The 21,936-nt window shown below is 57.9% G+C and carries 21 protein-coding genes; 10 read left to right on the top strand and 11 right to left on the bottom strand.

From position 1 onward, the window contains the following. Nucleotides 1-99 precede the first annotated feature (99 nt). Nucleotides 100-1,035, top strand: a complete 936-nt coding sequence (locus KCQ76_RS03815; RefSeq protein ID WP_046203581.1) for an ABC transporter ATP-binding protein — start codon at nt 100-102, stop codon at nt 1,033-1,035. Next, nucleotides 1,035-1,814 carry an ABC transporter permease gene (locus KCQ76_RS03810; protein WP_052722153.1) on the top strand — a complete coding sequence of 260 codons (780 nt, stop codon included), beginning with the start codon at nt 1,035-1,037 and terminating at the stop codon, nt 1,812-1,814. The genes KCQ76_RS03815 and KCQ76_RS03810 overlap by 1 nt, the downstream gene beginning before the upstream one ends. Nucleotides 1,815-1,882: 68 nt before the next feature. Here the strand turns inward: KCQ76_RS03810 and KCQ76_RS03805 are convergent, their stop codons facing one another. The 4 genes from KCQ76_RS03805 to KCQ76_RS03790 form a co-directional block, all read right to left on the bottom strand. Continuing rightward, complete coding sequence (locus tag KCQ76_RS03805; RefSeq protein WP_231725350.1) at nt 1,883-2,482, bottom strand: MarR family winged helix-turn-helix transcriptional regulator; 600 nt, start codon at nt 2,480-2,482, stop codon at nt 1,883-1,885. A gap of 181 nt (nt 2,483-2,663) precedes the next feature. Continuing rightward, nucleotides 2,664-3,452, bottom strand: coding sequence for an exodeoxyribonuclease III (locus KCQ76_RS03800; RefSeq protein WP_046203582.1), 789 nt, complete (start codon nt 3,450-3,452; stop codon nt 2,664-2,666). A 10-nt stretch (nt 3,453-3,462) separates the two neighbouring features. Then, nucleotides 3,463-4,647, bottom strand: coding sequence for an N-acetylglutamate synthase, CG3035 family (locus KCQ76_RS03795; RefSeq protein ID WP_082090341.1), 1,185 nt, complete (start codon nt 4,645-4,647; stop codon nt 3,463-3,465). Nucleotides 4,648-4,678: 31 nt separating this feature from the next. Continuing rightward, entirely contained in the window at nt 4,679-5,311 is a 633-nt protein-coding gene (locus KCQ76_RS03790; RefSeq protein ID WP_046203583.1) for a peptide deformylase, read from the bottom strand. Nucleotides 5,312-5,440: 129 nt separating this feature from the next. Between KCQ76_RS03790 and KCQ76_RS10960 the strand changes: the two genes are divergently transcribed. The 3 genes from KCQ76_RS10960 to KCQ76_RS03775 all read left to right on the top strand — a co-directional run bounded on the left by KCQ76_RS10960 (nt 5,441) and on the right by KCQ76_RS03775 (nt 8,577). After that, a complete protein-coding gene (locus KCQ76_RS10960) occupies nt 5,441-5,836 on the top strand; it encodes a DUF3263 domain-containing protein (protein ID WP_231725349.1) in 396 nt (131 codons plus the stop codon). A 162-nt stretch (nt 5,837-5,998) separates the two neighbouring features. Further along, a complete protein-coding gene (locus KCQ76_RS11050; RefSeq protein WP_046203584.1) occupies nt 5,999-7,258 on the top strand; it encodes a LytR C-terminal domain-containing protein in 1,260 nt (419 codons plus the stop codon). Nucleotides 7,259-7,356: 98 nt separating this feature from the next. Then, the gene (locus KCQ76_RS03775) at nt 7,357-8,577 is read left to right on the top strand and encodes a glutamate--cysteine ligase (RefSeq protein WP_046203585.1); all 1,221 of its coding nucleotides are present in this window, start codon (nt 7,357-7,359) and stop codon (nt 8,575-8,577) included. A 48-nt stretch (nt 8,578-8,625) separates the two neighbouring features. On the opposite strand, the gene KCQ76_RS03770 is transcribed toward KCQ76_RS03775, so the two are convergent. The 3 genes from KCQ76_RS03770 to KCQ76_RS03760 form a co-directional block, all read right to left on the bottom strand. Next, the gene (locus KCQ76_RS03770; protein WP_146003182.1) at nt 8,626-9,330 is read right to left on the bottom strand and encodes a 2-isopropylmalate synthase; all 705 of its coding nucleotides are present in this window, start codon (nt 9,328-9,330) and stop codon (nt 8,626-8,628) included. 178 nt (nt 9,331-9,508) lie between these two features. Then, the gene (locus KCQ76_RS03765; protein ID WP_156441629.1) at nt 9,509-9,661 is read right to left on the bottom strand and encodes a hypothetical protein; all 153 of its coding nucleotides are present in this window, start codon (nt 9,659-9,661) and stop codon (nt 9,509-9,511) included. 229 nt (nt 9,662-9,890) lie between these two features. After that, a complete protein-coding gene (locus KCQ76_RS03760) occupies nt 9,891-11,333 on the bottom strand; it encodes a dipeptidase (RefSeq protein WP_046203588.1) in 1,443 nt (480 codons plus the stop codon). A gap of 267 nt (nt 11,334-11,600) precedes the next feature. Between KCQ76_RS03760 and groL the strand changes: the two genes are divergently transcribed. Together groL and ppk2 are read left to right on the top strand one after the other, a co-directional pair. Further along, nucleotides 11,601-13,244 (top strand): chaperonin GroEL, encoded by a 1,644-nt coding sequence (groL, locus tag KCQ76_RS03755; RefSeq protein ID WP_046205097.1) that lies wholly within the window; start codon nt 11,601-11,603, stop codon nt 13,242-13,244. A 257-nt stretch (nt 13,245-13,501) separates the two neighbouring features. Next, nucleotides 13,502-14,461: a polyphosphate kinase 2 gene (gene ppk2 / locus KCQ76_RS03750; RefSeq protein WP_012732278.1), complete on the top strand. Its 960-nt coding sequence runs from the start codon at nt 13,502-13,504 to the stop codon at nt 14,459-14,461. Between the two features lie 24 nt (nt 14,462-14,485). On the opposite strand, the gene KCQ76_RS03745 is transcribed toward ppk2, so the two are convergent. The 4 genes from KCQ76_RS03745 to KCQ76_RS03730 form a co-directional block, all read right to left on the bottom strand. Further along, nucleotides 14,486-16,381 carry an AMP-binding protein gene (locus KCQ76_RS03745; RefSeq protein ID WP_046205098.1) on the bottom strand — a complete coding sequence of 632 codons (1,896 nt, stop codon included), beginning with the start codon at nt 16,379-16,381 and terminating at the stop codon, nt 14,486-14,488. Next, complete coding sequence (locus KCQ76_RS03740) at nt 16,378-16,917, bottom strand: MarR family winged helix-turn-helix transcriptional regulator (RefSeq protein WP_012732276.1); 540 nt, start codon at nt 16,915-16,917, stop codon at nt 16,378-16,380. Before KCQ76_RS03740 ends, KCQ76_RS03745 begins: the two co-directional genes overlap by 4 nt. A 261-nt stretch (nt 16,918-17,178) precedes the next feature. Beyond that, nucleotides 17,179-17,481, bottom strand: a complete 303-nt coding sequence (locus tag KCQ76_RS03735; RefSeq protein WP_046202705.1) for a rhodanese-like domain-containing protein — start codon at nt 17,479-17,481, stop codon at nt 17,179-17,181. Between the two features lie 79 nt (nt 17,482-17,560). Then, entirely contained in the window at nt 17,561-18,637 is a 1,077-nt protein-coding gene (locus KCQ76_RS03730; RefSeq protein ID WP_046205099.1) for a hypothetical protein, read from the bottom strand. Between the two features lie 128 nt (nt 18,638-18,765). Here KCQ76_RS03730 and KCQ76_RS03725 point away from each other — a divergent pair, with 128 nt between their 5' ends. The 3 genes from KCQ76_RS03725 to KCQ76_RS03715 all read left to right on the top strand — a co-directional run bounded on the left by KCQ76_RS03725 (nt 18,766) and on the right by KCQ76_RS03715 (nt 21,919). Beyond that, nucleotides 18,766-19,686 carry a carbohydrate ABC transporter permease gene (locus KCQ76_RS03725; protein ID WP_046202842.1) on the top strand — a complete coding sequence of 307 codons (921 nt, stop codon included), beginning with the start codon at nt 18,766-18,768 and terminating at the stop codon, nt 19,684-19,686. Between the two features lie 71 nt (nt 19,687-19,757). Next, nucleotides 19,758-20,573, top strand: coding sequence for a carbohydrate ABC transporter permease (locus KCQ76_RS03720; protein ID WP_046202703.1), 816 nt, complete (start codon nt 19,758-19,760; stop codon nt 20,571-20,573). After that, nucleotides 20,573-21,919 (top strand): ABC transporter substrate-binding protein, encoded by a 1,347-nt coding sequence (locus tag KCQ76_RS03715; RefSeq protein ID WP_046202702.1) that lies wholly within the window; start codon nt 20,573-20,575, stop codon nt 21,917-21,919. The genes KCQ76_RS03720 and KCQ76_RS03715 overlap by 1 nt, the downstream gene beginning before the upstream one ends. Nucleotides 21,920-21,936: the final 17 nt, after the last annotated feature.

Raw genomic sequence — 21,936 nt, 5'->3', positions numbered from 1 at the left:
GCACAATTGTCACATCTGTCTCTCTAGTCTAAGCGTTACACGGACGCGAGTGTGATTGAAGTCTGTCTTCGTTGCTGAAAATATGCCAAACTGGTTTCTATGATCGAAATACATGGCCTCACAAAGAGGTATGGGGACAAGGTAGCGGTAGATTCGCTCGACTTCACGGTGAAGCCAGGTGTTGTTACTGGTTTTCTTGGCCCGAATGGGGCTGGTAAGTCGACCACGATGCGGATGATTACCGGGCTGGATCGTCCAACAAAGGGCACGGCAACGGTGAACGGGAAGAATTATCAGTCATTTCCGGCGCCTGCCAAGGAAGTGGGGGCACTGTTAGAGGCCAAATGGGTCCATCCGAACCGGTCCGCCCGCACTCACCTGAAGTGGATGGCACAGGCCAGTGGCATTTCTACTGATCGTGTCGAGGAAGTTTTGCGTTTAGTGGGATTAACCGATGTGGCCTCCAAAAAAGCGGGGGGATTCTCCCTGGGTATGAGCCAGCGGCTGGGATTGGCCGGAGCGCTTTTAGGCGATCCCGAGACTCTGATCCTGGATGAACCGGTCAACGGTTTGGACCCGGAGGGTATCCGTTGGGTGCGCACCTTTCTCAAGAATCTTGCTGCCGAGGGGCGCACGGTGTTTGTTAGCTCGCACATGCTCTCTGAGATGGCGTTGACTGCGGATAACTTGGTTGTCATTGGCCGGGGCAAACTCGTCGCCGATACGACGGTGGAGGAGTTCACGTCATCGCGGGGCGGTAGCGCGACGCGCTTGCGCGTTGGCGACCACGAGCACATGGCGCAGGCCCTTAAACAGGAAAATATCACCTTCACGATGGACCGCGATAACGTCGGCCGTGAGGTATTCGTTGTCTCCGGGGTATCCACTGATGACGTCGGCAAGGTGGCTTACTCCTATGGGATCCCTGTCCTTCAGTTGGAAGAACACCACGGATCTTTGGAAGACGCGTTTTTGCAACTCACAGGTGATGACGTCGAATACCACGGCGCGGCAGCTCAGGGAGGACAGAACTGATGATGGTTAACTCGATTCGTGCTGAGTGGACGAAGCTAGCGTCGACAAAATCGTTTGCGTGGACGTCGATCTTAATTGTTGTTTTGAGCTGGGCGTTCGCCGCTCTGATGGGGTGGGGTTCGAAAACTGCCCTGGATTCGATGGATCCGGAGGACATGACGGACGTGCCGAGGATAGACGCCATCACCGCTATTCAGGGGTTCGAGCTATTTGGTGTCATGGTGATCATCATCATGGCCACTCTCTTGGTGACAACGGAGTACCGCTTCAAGACCATCAATGAGACGATCATGATGACCCCGAAGCGGCCGATCATTGCGATAGCGAAAACGATCGTTTATGGCCTGGTCGCAGTAGTGTTGTCCTTCTTTTCGACGATCACCAGCGTGTTGGTCTTCAAGTGGTTGGCTGGTGACTATGGCTCCGGGATGGAAGTGTTCTCCGGCTCCTCAGGACGGGCGTATGTGACGACGGCCGTGGAGGCCTTGCTGGTCGTCGTGATGGCAATTGGTGTGGCGTTCCTTGTCCGACAGACTGCAGGGGCTATCGCCATCATGCTGCTGTGGAAGCTCGTCCTCGAGGACTTGATCACCTTGATCCCAAAGGTGGGCAATCACATCAAAGGCTATCGGCCTTTCGCTAACCTCAGTGCGTGGGTGAGCGATGGAAAACTCGATGGTGCACCGTGGGGGACGACGGGGGGCGTCATTTACTTCGCGGTGTGGGCACTTGTGCTCTTCGTCATCGGGGTGGTCGTGTTCGTGAAGCGGGACGCGTAGCACGGCGACGTTTCGTATGGCCCCATATGGTCTCGCCCCGCATGGCGTGACCGTACTGTGGGTTCGCTTTATTCTCCTGACTGCGTTTGCATAACGTCAATGACGTGCTCGGTGGCAAAGGCTGTTTCGTTAAGGCGCTCCGATGCCTCGTGAAGTATTCGGACGCTGTCGGGGTTCATTTCGTCGGTAATTTTGTTGATTAATGTGGCCCATCGCTCAGCAATATCGTTGAGAACCTGCGACCCCTTCTCGGTCACTTGGAGCATTTGAGCGCGTTTATCGTCGGGGTTGGATGCCCGGTTAAGAAGGCCGTTGGCGATGAGAGCGCGAACCGTTGTCGAGACATTAGATACTCGCAGGAAACGCATACGTGCGATGTCGGATACGCCGACGCCGGGGTGGTTATGCACGAAGTAGAGGACTTCGATTTCCGATTGATTGACCTCCATGGAGTGAAGGGGCTGTTCCACTAGCCGCCGCATGGCCGACAGGAAGTTATACAGCGCGGCGGAGAGGACGTGAATCTCTTCTCTACTGAGCGGTGAGGGGTACCCACCGGCGATGTTCGCGTCCTGGTCATGGCGCGTTTCTTTATCGTGGCCGTCGTGGTCGGTGGCCGGGGATGGTGATGCGCTAGAGACGGGTGCGGTCATGCTGTCGGAAGTCACGAGTTATATCTTAGGAAATTAATCGAAGCAGCTAACCACGGATCTCCTCGATGTGAGGGGTATAGTCGTCACATCTGAACTGCCCCGAGATACGCTTCCTATCAGTCACTGGTTTAGACCACTGGTTGAGACACGTGCTGGCCTCATTTGTCACCGGCACATCGATCGACCACTGGCCTGGTTAAATCCCGTCGTAGTCGACGATGAGTGGGGCGTGATCGCTGCTGCCTTTCGCAGCACGTTCATCCTTATCGACGTTGACCGCTCCAGCGCCTTCCGCGAGCGCAGGTGATGCCCATTGCATGTCGATGCGCATGCCTTGGTTCCGCCCGAACCGCCCCGCCGTGTAGTCCCAGTACGTGTAGCCCGAATTGTGGGTGACGTCGGTAAATCCTTCATCCTCGAGCGCTGTGAGAGCGTTACGCTCACGCGGCGTGACGTGGGTGTGCCCAATGAAGAAGTGAGGATCCCATACATCGGTGTCATGGGGAGCGATATTCCAATCTCCGACGAGGGCCAGGCGTAATTCGGGGTCATTATCGACGGCCGTGGCGGCGTAGGTGCGGACCGCATCGAGGAACCGAAGTTTGTAGGTGAAGTGGATGTTGCTGATTTCTCGGCCATTGGGGACGTAGAGGCTCATGACGGTAATGCCACCACAGGTCGCCGCGATCGATCGGGGTTCGACCGTTTGCTCCGCGGTGAGGTCCTTTGAGAATCCGGGTTGATGGGGGAGTGTATGGACGTCTGTGAGGCCAACGCGGGAGGCGATCGCGACCCCATTCCACTGGTTCGTTCCACTGACGGCTACCTCATAACCGGCGTCGGTGAAGGCGTCGCGGGGAAATTGGTCCTCGCTGCATTTTGTTTCTTGCATGGCGAGGACGTCGATGTCGTGTCGGTTGAGTACATCGACGATCCGTGGGAGTCGGGTGCGGACGGAGTTGACGTTCCAGGTGGCCAATCGCATAGGGGTGAGCTTACTTCGTGTGTGACGTATCCGGGTTGGGGGTGGTGCGCGCGGTTGTGCCTACACTCTCCGTGCACGCGGTGGACGCATTCGACAGGTAGCGATGGCGATGGTGTTCGCCGAAGCCCAGCTTGTGATATAGATTGCGTCCGGGAGTGTTCGATTCGATGACGTGCAGGTATGCGGTGTCCGCGCCGTGCTGTCGGCCCCAATCCATCATGATGGCACCCATGAGCGTGCCCAATCCGTGCCGACGATAGTGTTCGGCTACCTCCACGGCGGAGTACCCCAGCCATGCGCGGCCATCGGGCGAGTGAGTGATGGTTCCTCTCGTGATAGCGACGGTCTCTCCATCAATAACGATGCGTCCGAAGCCGAGGAGTCCGTCGATTTCGTGCGATAGTTGGCGCAGGGCTGATTCCGGCAGAGGTTGGCCGCGGAAGTGGTAGAGGGATAGCCAGTCATCATTTGGTTGCTCGCCAACCTCCCACGTGATGTTCCGCGAGAGAAGGTCATCGGACACAGTGTGCGTGGCAATGTTCCTAATCGCTGAATCGTCTTCCGCCGGGCCCCCTTCCGCGGAGCCGTCTTTTGCCGACGCACCCGCCGACGCCGGCGCGGTCTCCAGGTCCTTGGTCATCGTGATGATTTCGGGCCCGCGTGTCCACGCGCCGGGCATGCGGAACGCGGGCCGCGCGATGCGATCCGGCGCGGCAATCAGCGTCGGCAACCCATATTCCTTATATATGGCACGAATTGCGTCCACGGGAACCTCGTCAAACGCCGTGTGAGGTTCCAGGGGGACAGCGCTGTTTGACCTCTCGGTCACTCCATCGCCGACGCGAACCAGCCACCCATGTACCCACTCGTGGTGGATCACGCCGGGGAACGCGAGCGCGTAGGCATGTTCCACGGCCCGGATATCGCTGTTGCGCACGGGTTTCGCGGGCAGGGGCTTAATGACGTCGATAAGTTGTGGGTCGATGGTGATCTCTTCGCCGGGTATCCCGGTGTTGTGCCGACGAACGACCAGCGGGTTGAGTGAGATGAGCGTCCCGATGACGTCGGTGAAGTGGTCCCCGTGCGGGCTGGCGTCGGTCAGTCGTCGTCGGATGACAACGCGCGCTCCGACGACGAGTGAGGCAGGGTCGGACCAGCGGGAGATCGGGAGATGTGCCGGTGTGGAGTCAGCCATGGGCGGTCACTCTTTACTCGTCTTGATCGTTTTACTCATCGTCTTCGCCGAAGGGATCGGGATCAACGCCCGGTGTCCAGGTATTTCCGGGAACGGTCCACCCGTTGCGTTTAATTTTCTTCTTCGCCATGCGTGCCCAGCGGCCGATGAGCATGTCGGTGTAGAGGTAGCCGTCCAGGTGGCCGACCTCGTGCTGCAAGCACCGCGCGAAGAACCCGTAGCCCTCGATGCTCACTGGCTCCCCGTGTTCGTCGGTTCCGGTGACGCGAGCCCAGTGTGCGCGTCCTGTGGGAAAGTCCAAGCCAGGTACAGAGAGACAGCCCTCGGCGTCGGAGCCGTCGATAGCCGGCATTGTCTCGGGGATCTCGGAAGTTTCTAGAACAGGATTGACCACGCATCCTTTACGTCGCGGTCCCCCTTGAGCTTTGAGTTTTTCCTCTGACTTGGAATCGCCGTCGGGTCCTTCGATATCGGGGCAGTCGTAAACGAAGAGCCGCTTGGCAACTCCGATTTGGTTTGCGGCGAGGCCGACTCCATGAGAGAGCTCGAGAGTTTCATACATATCTGCAACGAGTTCGGCAATTTCCTCGGGTGACTCGGTAACAGGCTGGGTGGGGTTATGGAGGACAGGATCACCAGCGATAACAATTGGGCGCACAGTCATGGGGTATAGAGTAGTGGCAGTTCCTGACACGGTCAGATACGGACGGTCAGATAGAGAAGGCGTGCGCCCTATCTGCCGAGCTCATGGTGGTTGAACTGCGGATATCGTCTGCGGATATCGATGGACGTAGTGGACGAGAAGAATGATTGCGGGGTGAACAATAGGGTGACGACGAATGACGCGGGATCTGCTCATGGCGATGGTGACACTTCCGACAGCGCACAGGATTCCGCCAACGCGCATGATGCGGATGACGCCACTAGTGATGCCCACAATGATTCCCACAATGAGGACAAGACACAACGTGGACTCACTGACGACGAGCGACGCATGTTGGAATTTGAGCGGCGTGTGTGGAGGAGAGATTCTGCAAAAGACGAGTTGATTCGCCGTCGGTTCAATCTGAGTCCGATCCGCTACTACCAGCGTCTTTTCCGGTTAATCCAGCGTAGAGAAGCTCTTGAGGAGTTCCCGACGACGGTGTCCCGGTTGCTGCGCATTGCGAATTCTGACCGTCCGTACTGATCGCCCGTAATGACCGGCTCCATTGGTCGGCCCCGTCGGTAGCGCTGACCGTCCCCATCGGCCGGCTCTATTAACCAACACGGTGCAGCGAATGTGCGTCTGTATTGCCGACACAGGGAATGAAATAAAAGTGACTAATGAGAAATAAGTTATTATTGTTTTGTGAATTTCGATAACGAACCTGGACAATCGCCCCGCAACCATCGCGACCGCTCTCATGGTCGCGCCGATAATCATCGCGATAACGATGATTTATTCGACGACGACGTGCACACCGACGGTGCACGTGATGGCGTCTACGAGGATCAAGCGTTTAACGATGGATCCTTCGCTGACCAGGGGGAATCTGGATATTCCTCCGGAGAATCGGGCGATTATTCCGCAGGAGAGAGTGCTGCTCAGGGTGGGTACACCGGTTTCGCCGGTTATGGTTCGTACGAGGAGACCCCGCATCATCACGAAAGCGCCAGCCCAGAGGCCGCATCCGCGGCGGGCGCCCACGATGGCCACGCCACCCCACACGACGGTTCCGTCAGTAGAGGGGCATCAACGTCGCGCGCGGCCGCATCGGAACCCGTCGAACCCAATGAGCCCGCCGAACCGTTCGACTATGACGACCGCGCGGAATACGACGAACCCACTAACTATGACGAGGCAGCGGCGCCTCTAGCGTCGGACCTCGGCGCATCAGAGCCCGCACGTGCAGCGTCGGCAGAGGATCAGCCTAAGAAGACTCAGAAGTCCAAAGTTCCGCTGCGCACGATCGGCGTGATCTTGTTAGTCGTGGCCGTCGCGCTGATCGCTTTTGGCATCTACCACCTGGTGAGCGGTGATAAGGACGATGACAACTCAGCAGCAAGTTCGACGTCGTCGTCGGCCCCCGTGAACCCGGGGAATACCGGTGCGCCAGGGGCTGGGGCTGCCACAGGCCAGCAACAGCCGGGCGATAACGCCAATAATCCGGACAGCACCGCCGACCAGGGACAGAACACGGCCGGCAACCAAGGCACGCAGAACACCACCGATAATGGCTCGGCTGCACAGGACGGGAACAGCGGAAGCAACGGCGCTAGTACGGATAAAAAGGTGGATAAGAGTAAAGTTCAGGTTACCGTTCTGAACAACTCGAGAGTTCAAGGTTTGGCAGAGAAGGTTTCCAAAAACCTCAACGCCGATAGCTGGACCAACACCTCGTTCGGTAACTTGCCTGCCGACGGAGCTGCGGCTTTCCCTGGCTCGGTCGTTCTGTATGACGACAACGCAGATAGCAAAGCTGCTGCAACTGAGGTAGCTACGGCGTTGGGGCTCAAAGCTCAGCCGAAAACTGACCAAACCAACCAGCAATTGGCCAACGCGGAAATGGTGTCCGGCCAGCACCCGGGCTCCGTGGTTGTTGTTACGACGGCTGATATGAATCAGTAGCGGGCTGACCGATCGGTTCTACCGCACGACTTATGAACATTACGACGCTTGGCTGAAAGGCCCGGCGTCGTCGTCTTACGCCCGGAAGGTAGACCATAGTGACATCGGAAAAACCTCCCACTGTCGCATTTAACGCCTCCCCCGCGCCGACATTGGGCGTGGAGTGGGAATTGGCCTTGGTGGACCCCACGACCCTGGACCTCACGCCGCGTGCAGGGGAGTTGCTGCATGTGATGTCCACGATGGATCCGAATCACCGCGTTGTCCGCGAATTCCTCTCGAACACGATTGAATTCGTCACGGCCGTGTGCAACACGGTGGCCGATGTTGAAGATGACCTGCGCGAATCCCTCGATCTCGCGCTCCGGGCCGCGGATGATATCGGCGTCGAATTGCTGTCCGTCGGCACCCACCCCTTCGCCCACTGGGGCGATCAGGAACTCTCGGATAAGACGAACTATCAACAAATCATCGAGCGTACCCAATGGTGGGGCCGCCAGATGCTGATCTGGGGTATTCATGTGCATGTGGGAATCCGCTCGAAGGAACGGGTATGGCCGATCATCAACGCGATGCTCACCTTGTATCCCCACATTTTGGCAATGTCCGCCTCCTCGCCCGCGTGGGAGGGGATGGACACCGGGTACGCCAGCAATAGGACGCTCCTGTATCAACAATTGCCGACGGCCGGGCTCCCGTACCCCATGACAACCTGGGCCGAGTGGGAGGAATTCACCCGTGACCAGCTGCGCAGTGGGGTGATCGACAAGCCCGACGCCATGCATTTGGATATCCGTCCAGCAGGCAAATGGGGAACCATTGAAGTCCGTTTTGCCGACGCCACCACCAACATGCGCGATCTCAGCGCGATCGTTGCTTTTGTTCATTGCGCGGTGGTGTATTTCGACCGCGCCTACGACCGCGGGGAGGACTTGCCGAGCCTGCAGCAGTGGCACATCGTCGAAAATAAGTGGCGTGCGGCGCGGTATGGCCTGGATGCGATCGTCATTGTGGATCGAGACACCAATGAAAAGGATGTGCGCGACGATATTCGCGAGTGGGTTGAGCGGCTCCGGCCCGTTGCCGACGATTTATCGTGCCGACGCGAGTTGGAGGATGTCCTGACGATTGTGAAAAAGGGGGCGTCCTATGAGCGTCAGCGGCGGATAGCCCGTGCGGCAGGTGCTGCCCGCGAACCCGGCGTTCGTTTGGCTGGCGAAGCCGGGGCGCTAGATGGGTTTGCGACGCCGGACGCGTGGAAGGCCGCCGTGCGCGCGTCGATTAAAGAGTTGAAAGAGAACTTCCCGGACGAGAGGTAACGCTGGCTGGTGGTGATCGGCCGGTGGTCGGCTCACTGAGCGGCCGGCCTATTTAACCGTCGGGTACAGGCGATTAGCAGCGTTGACCAGGGAATTAGCGGCAGAAATGTCGGGATTAGAACCGAATCCGACGGTCCAGACTTTCCGACGATCATGGGCTGCATAGATCATGGTGACGGTTGCTTCGAAGATCGTGAACTGGTGGAATTCCAGGATCTCGACGCGACGTCCACCGTCAGCCAGGATGTGGGTCATGGCGCTGATAGCGCCCATCGATGTGATGGTGTGGGTGGATGTGCGCTGGGAGGGCGGCTGCGTGCTGTCAGCCAGAGTGATGGTGTAGCGACGACGTCCGGCGCGCAGCTGCTCGTGGTTCAGCGATTGTAAGCTCAGCGCACCACCGGGAGAGCAAAATGTTTCCGTGAACGTCCGCCAGGCCATGCCGTGGGCTTGTTCCCGCAATCCGCGGGGCAGTCGGTGGCCGAATCGGGCGCGGAAGGGGTCGTCGGCAAAAGTGCGACGGGTGGGCTGCGCCTCGAAGTTCGTGCCCTGGTTGGGTGTGGAGAAAGCTCTGGTGGTGTCCCGGGTGAATGAGTGTGTGCGACGTCGGCTGGGGGTATAGATAAACACGGGGGCGGAATCCTTATTTCTTTGGCGCTTCACCCTGGTTACAGCTTTGTCCTGTGTCGGCACTGTCCTGTGTCGACGGGGCCGCGATGGTGCTGTGATGACGCTGGAAGATCGGCCAGTCATCGTGTTGGGCCGTTCCGTGTAATCAGGGGCCGTATGGTTGGGCCATCAGGATCGAGCGGATCCGTCGTGATCGGACGGTGCCATCGTCAGTTGTATCCGGGGTGATAGCGCGGTGGCCATCACGGGCGGGCGGACTGACGGGGCCTGGGGTTCTGGGCTCAATCCTGGGCGGACGAGGTCAGTCCTGCTCGCCGCCGAGGTCGCTAGCCTTAAGTACTCGTAGCGCGGGGGCCGCGATGAGGGCCGACGCTGCGGTGACCTCGAGGGTGTTCGAGGTGGCCAGAGCCGAGTGCTTGAGGTTGCGAAGTCCCTTAAGGTTCGCCTTAAGCATGGTGGCAACTGTATCGACGTCGTGTGACCCACGCAACATGGTTCGGATACACGGTTGTAGATCGGGGGTAAAACGACGGCACGCTTAAGCTGTGGCTGAACAAATAGAGCATAAAAATACCCCCTGAACATGCAGATTCTCGAAATGTGGAATATCTGCTTGAGGGGGCTATAGCGGGGGTACTGGAAGGGGCTCGACGAGGGGCCGCGATTAATCCCCTCCGACGTGGCTAGTCCCTTCCGAACCGCGCGAGGAAGAGTAGTTCCGCGATGGCGAAGTGCTTGACCTCGGACGGATCAACCGACTCATTAGCGCTGTGGATCCGCGCTTCGGGTTCCTCGACGCCGAAGAGGGCGAGCTCAGCGTTGGGATTCGCCTTGAGAAGGCCCGCGCAGAGCGGGATCGATCCGCCAGAGGCGTTGTACACGACGTCCGTCTGGAAAGCGTCGGTCATGGCTTGGCCGAGAGTGGCGTGAAGGGGCCCCGACGTGTCGGCGCGGAAAGGTTCGCCGATCGACTCGCGCTCGATGGTGATGTGAGTGCCCCACGGGACGTGGTTTTCCAGGTGCTTGACGAGTGTGTCTTGCGCCTTGACGGGATCCATGGTCGACGGCACGCGCAGGTTCAACACCGCAGCGCAGCTGGCCGGCACGGCATTGATGACGTCCTTGGTGGGAACTGCGTCCAGAGCCGTGACCGTAATGGCCGGCTGCGCGACGGTGAGGTCAGTCACGCTGGGGCCGTCGCCATGCGTGGTGCCGGCCGCTCCGTAAAGCTCAACGCCATCCAGCACCGACGCGTCTTTACGGAAATTCTCTGGATCGGCTTGGTTACCATCCCAATGACCTGAGGTGTCCAAACCGTCGACAGTGAGCAGACCATTGTCATCGTGCAGCGTGCCGAGAAGGTGGATCATCGCCAGAAGAGCATCGGGCGCAGCTCCGCCGAATTGCCCCGAGTGAACCGGTCCTTCCAGCGTTTGCAAAGTAACTTTTACTCCTGCGCTACCGCGTAACGACGTGCACAGCGCGGGCTCGCCAACACGATCGGAACCGGAATCGGCGATCAAGATGTCGTCGGCAGAGAAAAGCTCGGGACGCTCCTTTAATAGTGCGTCTAATCCGGCACCGCCACGCTCCTCGGAGCCTTCGACAACAACGCGGATGCCGAGCTTCGGTGCCTCCGGGTGCAGTTCCTCCCACTCTTTGAGTCCATGCAAGGCGGCGAGGTGCATCACAACATTGCCCTTGCAGTCTGCGGTACCGCGCCCGTACCACCGCCCATTGCGTTCGGTGAGCGTCCACGGGTCGGAATCCCACGCGTCAGTATCCGTGGCCGGCTGGACGTCATAATGCGAGTACAGCATGACGGTCGGCATACCCTCGCTGGGCTGACGCACCCCAATCACGGCAGTAGAACCGTCGGCAGTCTGGTGCTTTTCGACGGGGATGCCGGCGGCCGTAAAAGCGTCGACCACCCAGTTAGCGGCGCGGGTTGTCTCCTCTTCGAGTCCGGCGAAGTCGTGGACAGAAGCGCAGCCCACGAGTTCGGTTAACCACGAGCGAACGTCATCCATTCGTGAGGTGACGTAGTGGGTGGCTTCCTCTGGGGAATAGATGCTCGCTGTATCTGTAGAGTGTGTTTCTTTGCTGTCTGCAGCGTCGTGAGTCATGCTCCCTAGGGTAGCGCCCTCGAGGGGAGAGGCAGCGTCGGACTGCAACCATCTCAACCATCTCAACCATCTCAACCTGAAACCTTGCACTCTAAGCCCGAGACTGCTAAACAAGAGTTAGCACTCCGGGACTGTGAGTGCCAGAGAGTTACAACAAATGTTCACCGGCTGTGGTGAGAGAAATAGAAGACACATATTTCTCGTGCCGTCGCGGGCGCCGCTGCCGGATCGTGTGTCGTCAACATAAACGGAGGATCGGAAAGCCTCATGGCCAAGATCATTGCTTTCGACGAGGAAGCTCGCCGCGGATTGGAAAAGGGACTCAACGCCCTTGCTGATGCAGTCAAGGTGACGTTAGGGCCAAAGGGCCGCAACGTCGTCCTAGAAAAGAAGTGGGGCGCTCCCACGATCACCAACGATGGTGTGACTATCGCCCGCGAAATCGAACTCGAGGATCCGTACGAAAAGATCGGTGCGGAGCTCGTTAAAGAGGTTGCGAAGAAGACCGACGACGTTGCCGGCGACGGAACCACGACAGCGACCGTTCTGGCTCAGTCGCTCGTCCGTGAGGGCCTGCGCAACGTCGCTGCTGGCTCCAACCCGATGGGCATTAAGCGCGGTATTCAGGCTGCTACCAAGGCTGTGACCAAGCAGCTGCTGGATTCCGCTAAGGACATCGAAACTGAGGAAGAAATCGCCGCAACGGCTGGCATTTCTGCCGCCGACCAGACCATTGGTGAGCTGATCGCCAAGGCCATGTACAAGGTGGGCGACGGCAAGCTCAACAAAGACGGCGTGATCACCGTTGAGGAGTCCAACACCTTTGGCGTTGACCTCGAAGTCACCGAAGGTATGCGCTTCGACAAGGGCTACATCTCCGGCTACTTCGCGACCGACATGGAGCGCCAGGAAGCCGTCCTTGAGGATCCCTACATCCTGCTCGTGTCCTCCAAGATCGGGAATGTGAAAGACCTCCTCCCGCTGCTTGAAAAGGTCATGCAGTCCGGCAAACCGTTGCTGATCGTCGCTGAGGACGTCGAGGGTGAGGCTCTGTCCACCCTCGTTGTGAACAAGATTCGTGGAACCTTCAAGTCCGTTGCTGTGAAGGCTCCGGGCTTCGGTGACCGCCGCAAGGCTCAGCTGCAGGATATGGCCATTCTGACCGGTGGCCAGGTTATCTCCGAGGAAGTTGGCCTCACCCTGGAGAACGCTGACCTCCCGATGCTGGGCCGTGCCCGCAAGGTCGTCGTCACGAAGGATGAGACCACCATCGTTGAGGGTGCTGGCTCCTCGGAGCAGATCGAAGGCCGCGTCAAGCAGATCCGTGCGGAGATTGAGAACTCTGACTCGGACTACGACCGTGAGAAGCTGCAGGAGCGCTTGGCCAAGCTGGCCGGTGGCGTTGCTGTGCTGAAGGTTGGTGCCGCAACCGAGGTTGAGCTGAAGGAGCGTAAGCACCGCATCGAGGACGCTGTGCGCAACGCTAAGGCCGCCGCCGAGGAAGGCATTGTTGCTGGTGGTGGATCCGCACTGCTGCAGGCATCCTCCGTCTTGGATGATGACCTCGGATTCGCTGGCGACGAAGCCATCGGTGTCCGCATCCTCCGTGCCGCCCTGGAAGCTCCGTTGAAGCAGATCGCTGTCAACGCTGGCTTCGAGCCCGGCGTCGTCGCAGACAAGGTTGCTAACCTCGACGAAGGCTTCGGCTTGAACGCAGCCACCGGCGAGTACGTCAACCTGATGGACGCTGGTATTAACGATCCGGTGAAGGTGACGCGTTCCGCACTGCAGAACGCATCCTCCATCGCATCCCTGTTCTTGACGACGGAGGCCGTCGTTGCGGACAAGCCTGAGCCTGCTGCTCCAGCTGCACCGGGTGCCGATGAGATGGCCGGCATGGGTGGCTTCTAATTAGAACCACATAGAGGCTGAGTTATTGGCCCGCGTTTATTGGCCCGCGGGTTTTCTAACCGTGTGGCCAATGACCGTGACGCCTGACAAGCACTGACAGACTGTTCCGATCTCGGAACGGTCTGTTTTTGTTATGTCGGTTGGCTCTGCTGATTCGTGCCGAATAGCGGCGGTGTGGGGGAGATAACCCCCACATTAACCCCCCGACCTGCCTAGTTGATGCCCGGTTCAACGCCCGTTCGTCATAGACTTTGAATATGGCTGATGAAGACGATCGGAAAAAGGACACCACTAGCGCCGAGGACGGTGCTAAGGAGGGAAAAACCTCGAACGATGAGGAGTTCCACGTCGTCGACCTTGCTGATACCGAAGGCTATATCGTCGATGACTCCGATGAAGATGACCCAGTACTCATTACCCCCGATGGGCATCGCGTAGATACATGGCGTGAAAACTACCCCTACGACGAGCGCATGACTCGTAAGGAATACGAGCATATTAAGCGCGCCCTTCAGATCGAGCTGCTGAAATGGCAGAACTGGACGAAGGATACGGGCCAGAAGCACATCATTCTCTTCGAAGGGCGCGATGCTGCGGGTAAGGGTGGCACGATTAAGCGCTTCAATGAGCACTTGAATCCCCGTGGTGCGCGGACCGTCGCTTTGGAAAAGCCGTCGCCGCGTGAATCCACGTCCTGGTACTTCCAGCGCTACATCGAGCACTATCCAGCGGCGGGCGAAATCGTGTTCTTCGACCGCTCCTGGTACAACAGGTCCGGCGTCGAGCGCGTGATGGGGTTCTGTACAGAGTCGCAGCATGCGGAGTTCTTGCGCGAGGTCCCCATGTTGGAAAACATGATTATGGGGTCCGGAATTAGCTTGACCAAGCTGTGGTTCTCGGTGACGCAGAAAGAGCAGCGCACCCGCTTCGCCATTCGCCAGGTTGACCCCGTGCGGCAGTGGAAGCTCTCGCCGATGGACTTGGCGTCCCTGGATAAGTGGGACGATTACACGCGGGCCAAGGAAGAGCAGTTCCGCTACACGGACACGAATGAGTCGCCGTGGATCACGATTAAGTCCAATGACAAGAAGCGCGCACGTATTAACGCGATGCGCTATGTGCTCTCAAAGTTCGAGTACACGGATAAGGACTACGACATTGTCGGCCAGCCCGATCCGAAGATTGTCAAGCGCGGCCGCGACCAAATCGGTGACTAGTCCCCGGTGATGAGTTTCTGGTGATTAGTTCCCTCTGAACCAGCGACCGATCGTTGCCATGAGCTTCCGCCATCCACCGCGGAAGCTCATTTTTCGTTGCGACGACGAGTCCTGTGTAGCTGGCACGATCGCCGTAGTGGAGCTTTCCTGCGGAGGCGTGGTCGGGGGTGTCGACGTATCACGTGTCGACGGAGTTGGCGTCGACGCATCATGCGTCTTCGTATCGGCGGCTTTCTGGTTGGAGTTCTGCGACTCATGCTCAGAAGACGTTTGCCTAGATGACGTCGGCTGATGAGAGATCTCCGGCTGGTGGGGCAGCGCATTCACAACGTAAATAGATGGCATCAGCGCCCGCGGCACGCGCCGGGCCAGATACGTTTGCGCCGATTTTTCCGTCAGACTCTTACTTTGGACGTAACCCAGCAGCTTCGGCCCGTGCGTCGACGTCGTGAGCGCCGCTGTGGTGTCGTCGGCACCCGGGAGGTCGTGGAGAACAGCGTCGACATGGATGAGATCCACGCGGTGCCCGCTGATGCGCGCCTGCTCGTCGATATGCCGCACGAAATGCAGACCGTCCTCGCTGACGGTGACGAGGTCGCCGGTCCGGTACGCGCGGTTCCATCCGAATTGCGAGACGGGCGCGAAGGTCTCCGCATCGTGGATGAGGTCGAAGTAGTGGGCGAGCCCAACACCGCTGATCACAAGTTCGCCGGCCCGCCCAGGCTCGACGGGGTGCCCCACTTCGTCAATGACGGTTGCTTCCCAACCGGCCAGCGGTTGCCCCATCAGCGACAGGGGAGTCTCCGGGGTTATTTTGGCTGCCGACGTGACCCCGGTTGCTTCAGTGCGGTACGTATTCCACACTTCGCGCCCGGCCATGACGCGCGTGATGTCAGCCGGGCAGGGCTCGCCGCCCAGGATGAGGAGGCGTAACGCGGTGGGGTCGGTGTGCCAGGACAAGACGTCGCTCGGCGTCGTTGAGATGACAGAGATGCTGCGGTCTGCGATCCAGCGGTCAATGGTCGTAGGGGCGGACCCGTGTACAGCGTCATTCGTGTAGGGCACGAGGCACGCGCCGGTGGACCAGGCCAGCCATATTTCTTCGACGCTGCGTGGATCCGTGTGGGACGCTATCGCGCCGACGCGGTCGCCAGCGCCGATGGGGTCGTCGGGAACAAAAAGGTGTGTTTCCGCGCTGATCCCGGCGGTGGCGCAACGATGGGGGAGAACCAATGATCGGCTGCCGAAGAACACAGCGGCAGCGTCGGAGGGTGATGGCTTGTGGGCCTGGCGTGTTGCCGGCCGTAGGGATTGAACGCCTGAGTCTGTTACAGCGGCGGTGAGTCGGAGTCCGGCGCTCACCTCGTCGAGTGAATATCCGGAGGCCGGTTCGGGTGACCGGGGGATGGCGCGCGGGCGTGAGGTTAATGCCGAATAGGGGACCGTTCCGCCGCGGGCCTGGGACTGGTGTCTTCCGTTGTTTCCAGTGGCTGAGCGGTTTTCTCCCCCGGCCGACCGGCGAGCGATCGAGTCCCGCGAGTTCAGCGAATCGTGGGCAGTGTGGTCCGCAGATGGTTCCGTGACGGCTAGGTCAGCGTCCTGGCGTCCCTGACCGTGTGCGGAAGTCGCCGACACAGGGACATACGCTGCACCGATAGACATGGTCGCAAGGAGGGCAGCGTAGTACTCGATGGGGTCGGCAATGGCGATGCCGACGCGGTCGCCACGTCCGGCAACAGCGCGTAGGTCGTCGGCAATTTCGTGGTACCGCTGCGAGAGGCGAGCGTATGTGATGGTTTGGGTGCCCGTGTCGATGGCGAGGGCATCGGGGGTGGCGTCGGCCTGATCAGCAAAAATCCGTGTGAGAGTGTGGGGTTGTGAAGCGAGCGAATGGTTCCCCAACACTCTCCGCGAATTCACAATGACACTCCCGTGGTTAGCTTGCTGGTGTATTTCCGTAGGCGGTTACTTTGTTTGTCGTTGAGTTCGTCGAGCAGATCATTTTCGGCGTCGGTTAGCGCGTGACGAATCTTGTGCCGAACAGTAATACCGTCTGGCGTAATCGTAATAAGTTGTTTTCGACGGTCTTCTGTCGAGCGTACCCGCTGGAGCAGGTTGTCTTCCTCTAACGAATCGATGAGGCGGACCATGTCGGAACGGTCAACGCCGAGAAGTTCTCCGAGCTCACTTTGGGAATAGCCCTTGTCGCGTCGGACGCATTCGAGAAGCCAGTACGCGCGTTGAGAGAGCTCGAATTCATTAAGGGTGTTATCGGCGACCTCTCTGAACATTTTGTTCAGCTGGTACACCTGGTAAAAAAGCGAGTCTTCGACTTCCGAGGTGAGGGTTGCTGGCGCGGTTTCGGTGCCATCTGCACCTTGGGCAGCCTTATTCTCATCCTTGTTTGATTTATCTGGCTTATGACCAGATTTCTTTTTCTTGCTCGACTTCGCCATATTGCTGATCTTAGCCGAAAGTGGGGTATTAAAAACAATTGATATTTCCCACAAAAATGATGTCGTTATCGTCTTCGACCATTGTGTATTGACTATGTGTATTGGTTACGGCAGCGTAGTTATTCAATGACGATTATTGACGACGAAAACCCCGGCGCTGAGCATAACTCCACTGAGTTTGTCGTGCTCAACCGGGGTTTATGAGAGGTGCCCGAGCCGAGTTGCCCGGGCTTAGCCACTGGACTTAGCCGTCGCCGGAGCTTAGTCGCCGGATCCCGTTTCCATGGGGAGATCAGCTTCGCGCCAGGCCAAGGTGCCGTCCTTCACGTTGATGACGTCGAGGCCGTTTTGCTCCAGGAACTGGCAGGCCCGGGTAGACCGTCCTCCGGAGAGGCAGATAATGTACGCCGGTTGATCGAAGTCCAGTTCTTGGTAGCGACCCATTAATTCGCTGAGCGGAATGTTGATAGCACCCGCGGCATGGCCGTCGGCATATTCATCTGCCTCGCGAACGTCGACGAATTGCGCGCCGTCGGGAATGTCGTGGACTGTCACACTTTCCATAAAACTGCTCCTTGTCGGGTATATGGTGTTCAATCTCGGCGTACTCCGTGTACCTGCCGATGCAACCACCGGCGCGGTCTTACTGCTGCTCGGTCAATTCGCCGTACTGCAATGGCCCGATGCCATAGGTCTTTGCACCATTCTCATTGGCGGGCGATAAGATACCGATGGGACGTCGAGTCAACGAGTCTGGGCCCACGTTACCGTCCGATGTCTCCGCAGTCAGGATTTCGGTGCCATTGGGCAGCGTAATGATCCACGGATTAGCGACGGTCAGCTCGACAACATTGAACCGTGCGGACCCCGTGACGGAACCTTTGTAACGACGGATGCCATCGTTTGCAGCTTCTTCGGCGGCACGGTCGCGGCTAAACGACACAGTCTGGGCATCGTCCTGCTTGGCCGCCCCGTTCTTGGGGTTGACTCCACCCTGTGCCAGTTTGGTCGCCGTGAAAAGCTCGTTTGCCTTAACGACGAGGTCCTCCGTGGGTGCTGGCGGAGTGTTCGGGCCAGGCTCGGGCGAGTAGTTGATAGGAACGTAGAGTTCCTCGGCTGGGTTGACGGATCCGCCACCGGCGTAGGTGTACACGCCGAAGTTGGTACCGGGTGTTTGCTCAGGGGGATCGACGACGAGGCGAGCGGTGAAGGTGCCGTCGTCGTTCATGGGTTGAGCCTGGCGGGCGATGGAACGGTGCATGTCAATCGGCTGCTGCGGAATTGCGTCCAGTGTGCCCTTGGGCATGACCCACGCCATCCGGTCGTGGGGGTGCTTGCGGGTGGAGGAATCGGCGTTTTCACTGGGCTTCCACTGATCGGGGAACCCGCTGTAGAGAACGAATACGCCGTTGGACGTGCCCGGGGGTACCGGAAGTGGGAAGCCGCCCTTGTTGGCCTGAGGGGAGAACCCGGAACCGTGGACCAGGAGGACATCACCACGGTGCACGGTTGCACCTTCGGCGGGAGTTCCATCTTCAAAAGTGACAGTGATGGATGGATTCTCCTGAACCTGAGGGAAGACGGGGAGATTATCCGGAATGCTCGGTGCCGCTGTTGCGGGCGCCGGTGCCGTTAGTGCTGGCACACCCACTGCGAGAGCCGCGGTGAGGGCGGTAGAACTGGCAACAAGTACTAGTGGGGAGCGTGAACAAGAGAACATACTTAAATCCTAAACCTAGGCTCTCCTAAACGGAAGGGCGTGGGTGTTTTCTGTTTGTTCACCTAAATGTTCTCGACGGTTTACTCTAAGGTCACGGGAAGATTCGTTAGGGGAGCTAGCCTGTGTGGGTGCTCGATAGTCAACCAACTCACGCACCAGACACCAAGCGGGCTCAACGGAAAGAAGCGCTGCTAGCTGCAGTACTGCTTTTTCCTAATCTCCTGCTGCTGACCGTGTTTACGTATCGGCCGTTAATAGACAACATCCGTTTGTCATTCTTTCGGTGGAATATTTCGTCGCCCTCGGCGACGTTTGTGGGGCTCGATAACTACAAGGAATGGCTCACTCGAGATGACACCCGAACCATTGTTCTCAACACCCTTGTGTTTACCGGCTTTGCCGTGATCGGCTCCATGGCCTTAGGCCTTATTCTTGCTTTGATATTGGATCAAAAGTTGTTTGGTCGTAATGCTGTCCGATCTATTGCTTTTGCCCCCTTCGCATTATCCGGGGCTGCCATCGGGGTCGCATTTCAGTTCATTTTCGACCCTCACTTTGGGTTGATTCAGGACATTCTCAGCCGTTTTCACATCCCCGTGCCTAACTTCTACTCGGAGCCAGCATGGGCCCTTTTTATGGTGACCTTCACCTTTATCTGGAAGAACCTGGGATACACATTCGTCATTTATCTCGCCGCATTGCAGGGCGTGAATAAAGAACTGGATGAAGCAGCGGCCATCGATGGTGCCGGCCCGTGGACACGATTATGGAAAGTCATTCTCCCCCAGTTGCGGCCGAGCACCTTTTTCTTATCGATCACCGTAACACTCAACTCTGTCCAAGTCTTCGACATTATTTCAGTAATGACCCGGGGTGGCCCGCAAACAACCGGCACGACCACGTTGGTGTACCAGGTCTACCAGGAAACATTCACGAATTTCCGGGCGGGGTACGGAGCCACCGTCGCCACCATCCTTTTCCTCATCCTGTTGTGCCTCACTCTTGTTCAGGTTCGCTATATGGACCGGCAGATGGATAACGGGAGATAAAGACGGTGACTGTAAAGGAAAGCCATACATCTGGCCATAACAAGAGGCATAACAAGACAGGAAGAGGTGACATGGGAAAGAAAGCCGTGGGCTACGCCGGAATGATTTTTATTCTTTTGCTTATCGGGCTGCCCTTATATTGGACTCTCAGCGGATCGTTGAAAACGCATCCAGAGATCTACACCAACCCGGTGACGTGGTATCCCCATCAGATGCACCCACAAAATTATGATGAAGCAACACAGCGGGTGCCTTTTTGGCATTACCTACGAAACTCGCTCATCATCACGGTCATTCTGTGCACAGTAAAAATTACGCTGGGGGTCCTGAGTGCGTATGCGCTCGCTATCCTCCGATTCCCCGGGCGCAATCTGATTTTTATCATCATCATTTCTGCGCTCATGGTTCCCAGTGAAATCACCGTGATCTCTAACTATGCATTGGTAGCCGGTCTGGGATGGAGAAACACTTTCCAAGGCATCATTATCCCGCTCGCCGGAATCGCCTTTGGAACGTTCTTAATGCGTAATCACTTCATGAGCCTGCCAAAAGAGCTCATTGAGGCGGCACGGATGGATGGTGCCGGCCCGATGCAATTGCTCTTCCGAGTGCTCCTCCCGGTGTCAGGCCCCACATTGGTGGCTTTCGCCATGATCACCGTGGTCAACGAATGGAACCAATACTTGTGGCCCTATGTCATGGCAGATACCGACAAAGTGGCGCCACTGCCCGTCGGCCTGGCACTACTCCAAAACTCCGATGGAGTGACTAACTGGGGGCCCGTGATGGCAGCGACTCTGCTCACCATGGTCCCGATATTGCTCCTCTTCATTTTCCTACAGAAATACATGATTAAAGGCTTAACGACGGGGGCAGTGAAGGGCTAATGAACATTTCGGATTGGGGACAACGCCCGGATTCACAGCGCGCGGGCATATCGCGTCGTTCTTTCTTGGGGCTCGCGGGCACCGCGTTGGCGGCGACGGCGCTGAGCGGATGCGCGGGAACACGATTCTCCCCGGGAGGCCAGGCACACCAGGATGACAACACGATCACGTGGTGGTCGTCGCACCCGGGACAATCAAAGCCGGTGGAACAAGAATTAATCCGCCGATTTGAAAAGGATCATCCGGACCTCACGGTCAATCTCATTGACGCGGGGAAGAATTACGAAGAATGCGCCCAGAAGTTTAACGCGGCGCTGACGGGACGAACCGTTCCCGATATCGTCATGCTCTCGGATGTGTGGTGGTTCAACTTTGCACTGAATGAGCAGATCACGCCGATTGAAGATGTGGCGTCCGAAGTGGGTCTGGATACGTCGACATATGTGACGTCTCTTTATGAGGACTATGCATTCAACGGTAAGCATTTCGCGCTTCCCTTTGCTCGTTCGACGCCGCTGTTCTTTTACAACAAGGACGCGTGGAAAAGAGCAGGGCTTCCCGACCGTGGGCCCGAATCGTGGGATGAAATGGATGAATGGGGTCCGCGTTTACAGACCGATCGACAAAAAGGGCACGGGTGGGGTAATGCCGTCGATTATTTGTCATGGACTTTTGAAGGCCCTTTGTGGACAAAAGGCGGTGCTTACTCGAAAGAGTGGGATTTTACTTTCACATCCGACGAAACAATCGCTGCGGTGGAATGGCTCAAACGTACCGTGTCGAGTGATGGGTACGCTGCGATTTCTCAGTCGTTGGCCAATGATTTCTCGGCCGGATTATATGCCTCGGTGATTGCGTCGACGGGAGATTTGAACGGGATTGTATCTAACGCCTCATTCCCGGTAGGGACGGCGGCATTGCCTAATCCCCGGGGAACAGGTGGATGCCCGACCGGTGGGGCAGGACTCGCTATCCCGGCCATCATTTCCGATAAAAGGAAGAAAAACGCCGCAACGTTTATCAACTACATCACGAACACGGCTAATACATGCTTCTGGTCGAGGGAAGTGGGGTATATGCCGGTTCGAAAAGACGCATCGGCTGATCCGGAAATGAAGGCATTCTTGGACGAGCACCCCAATTATCAGACCGCGATCGATCAGCTCCCGCATACGCGCACTCAAGATCCGGCGCGGGTCTTTGTTCCTGGCGCAGACCAGGTTATTGGGGGTGCTTTTGAATCAATCCTCACGAATAACGCTGATATACGGTCCACGATGAAAAAGGTCGATAAGGAAATCAGCCGGGCCTATGAGACGCAAATTAAACCGAAATTGCCGTCGTGATGGGTTTTCATAGCACC

Source organism: Corynebacterium parakroppenstedtii, from assembly GCF_019754935.1.
Taxonomy (GTDB): Bacteria; Actinomycetota; Actinomycetes; order Mycobacteriales; family Mycobacteriaceae; genus Corynebacterium; species Corynebacterium parakroppenstedtii.
This window is presented reverse-complemented; position numbering and strand designations above follow the sequence as displayed.